Source organism: Salifodinibacter halophilus (assembly GCA_012999515.1).
GTDB classification, from domain to species: Bacteria; Pseudomonadota; Gammaproteobacteria; order Nevskiales; family Salinisphaeraceae; genus Salifodinibacter; species Salifodinibacter halophilus.
This window is the reverse complement of the sequence record JABEEB010000004.1, coordinates 1-2,153: the sequence shown is the minus strand read 5'-3', so window position 1 is coordinate 2,153 and position 2,153 is coordinate 1. Positions and strand designations below refer to the sequence as shown.

General features: G+C 49.5%; 2 protein-coding genes. One reads left to right on the top strand and one right to left on the bottom strand.

Annotation, left to right across the window (positions count from 1 at the left end; genetic code table 11):
* Positions 1–407 precede the first annotated feature (407 nt).
* Positions 408–728, top strand: a complete 321-nt coding sequence (locus HKX41_10345) for a hypothetical protein (GenBank protein ID NNC24538.1) — start codon at positions 408–410, stop codon at positions 726–728.
* Positions 729–1,161: 433 nt separating this feature from the next.
* Here the strand turns inward: HKX41_10345 and HKX41_10340 are convergent, their stop codons facing one another.
* Complete coding sequence (locus tag HKX41_10340) at positions 1,162–2,022, bottom strand: class A broad-spectrum beta-lactamase TEM-116 (GenBank protein ID NNC24537.1); 861 nt, start codon at positions 2,020–2,022, stop codon at positions 1,162–1,164.
* Positions 2,023–2,153: the final 131 nt, after the last annotated feature.

Below are 2,153 nucleotides of genomic sequence, written 5' to 3'. Positions count from 1 at the left end.
GTCATAGCTGTTTCCTGTGTGAAATTGTTATCCGCTCACAATTCCACACAACATACGAGCCGGAAGCATAAAGTGTAAAGCCTGGGGTGCCTAATGAGTGAGCTAACTCACATTAATTGCGTTGCGCTCACTGCCCGCTTTCCAGTCGGGAAACCTGTCGTGCCAGCTGCATTAATGAATCGGCCAACGCGCGGGGAGAGGCGGTTTGCGTATTGGGCGCTCTTCCGCTTCCTCGCTCACTGACTCGCTGCGCTCGGTCGTTCGGCTGCGGCGAGCGGTATCAGCTCACTCAAAGGCGGTAATACGGTTATCCACAGAATCAGGGGATAACGCAGGAAAGAACATGTGAGCAAAAGGCCAGCAAAAGGCCAGGAACCGTAAAAAGGCCGCGTTGCTGGCGTTTTTCCATAGGCTCCGCCCCCCTGACGAGCATCACAAAAATCGACGCTCAAGTCAGAGGTGGCGAAACCCGACAGGACTATAAAGATACCAGGCGTTTCCCCCTGGAAGCTCCCTCGTGCGCTCTCCTGTTCCGACCCTGCCGCTTACCGGATACCTGTCCGCCTTTCTCCCTTCGGGAAGCGTGGCGCTTTCTCATAGCTCACGCTGTAGGTATCTCAGTTCGGTGTAGGTCGTTCGCTCCAAGCTGGGCTGTGTGCACGAACCCCCCGTTCAGCCCGACCGCTGCGCCTTATCCGGTAACTATCGTCTTGAGTCCAACCCGGTAAGACACGACTTATCGCCACTGGCAGCAGCCACTGGTAACAGGATTAGCAGAGCGAGGTATGTAGGCGGTGCTACAGAGTTCTTGAAGTGGTGGCCTAACTACGGCTACACTAGAAGAACAGTATTTGGTATCTGCGCTCTGCTGAAGCCAGTTACCTTCGGAAAAAGAGTTGGTAGCTCTTGATCCGGCAAACAAACCACCGCTGGTAGCGGTGGTTTTTTTGTTTGCAAGCAGCAGATTACGCGCAGAAAAAAAGGATCTCAAGAAGATCCTTTGATCTTTTCTACGGGGTCTGACGCTCAGTGGAACGAAAACTCACGTTAAGGGATTTTGGTCATGAGATTATCAAAAAGGATCTTCACCTAGATCCTTTTAAATTAAAAATGAAGTTTTAAATCAATCTAAAGTATATATGAGTAAACTTGGTCTGACAGTTACCAATGCTTAATCAGTGAGGCACCTATCTCAGCGATCTGTCTATTTCGTTCATCCATAGTTGCCTGACTCCCCGTCGTGTAGATAACTACGATACGGGAGGGCTTACCATCTGGCCCCAGTGCTGCAATGATACCGCGAGACCCACGCTCACCGGCTCCAGATTTATCAGCAATAAACCAGCCAGCCGGAAGGGCCGAGCGCAGAAGTGGTCCTGCAACTTTATCCGCCTCCATCCAGTCTATTAATTGTTGCCGGGAAGCTAGAGTAAGTAGTTCGCCAGTTAATAGTTTGCGCAACGTTGTTGCCATTGCTACAGGCATCGTGGTGTCACGCTCGTCGTTTGGTATGGCTTCATTCAGCTCCGGTTCCCAACGATCAAGGCGAGTTACATGATCCCCCATGTTGTGCAAAAAAGCGGTTAGCTCCTTCGGTCCTCCGATCGTTGTCAGAAGTAAGTTGGCCGCAGTGTTATCACTCATGGTTATGGCAGCACTGCATAATTCTCTTACTGTCATGCCATCCGTAAGATGCTTTTCTGTGACTGGTGAGTACTCAACCAAGTCATTCTGAGAATAGTGTATGCGGCGACCGAGTTGCTCTTGCCCGGCGTCAATACGGGATAATACCGCGCCACATAGCAGAACTTTAAAAGTGCTCATCATTGGAAAACGTTCTTCGGGGCGAAAACTCTCAAGGATCTTACCGCTGTTGAGATCCAGTTCGATGTAACCCACTCGTGCACCCAACTGATCTTCAGCATCTTTTACTTTCACCAGCGTTTCTGGGTGAGCAAAAACAGGAAGGCAAAATGCCGCAAAAAAGGGAATAAGGGCGACACGGAAATGTTGAATACTCATACTCTTCCTTTTTCAATATTATTGAAGCATTTATCAGGGTTATTGTCTCATGAGCGGATACATATTTGAATGTATTTAGAAAAATAAACAAATAGGGGTTCCGCGCACATTTCCCCGAAAAGTGCCACCTG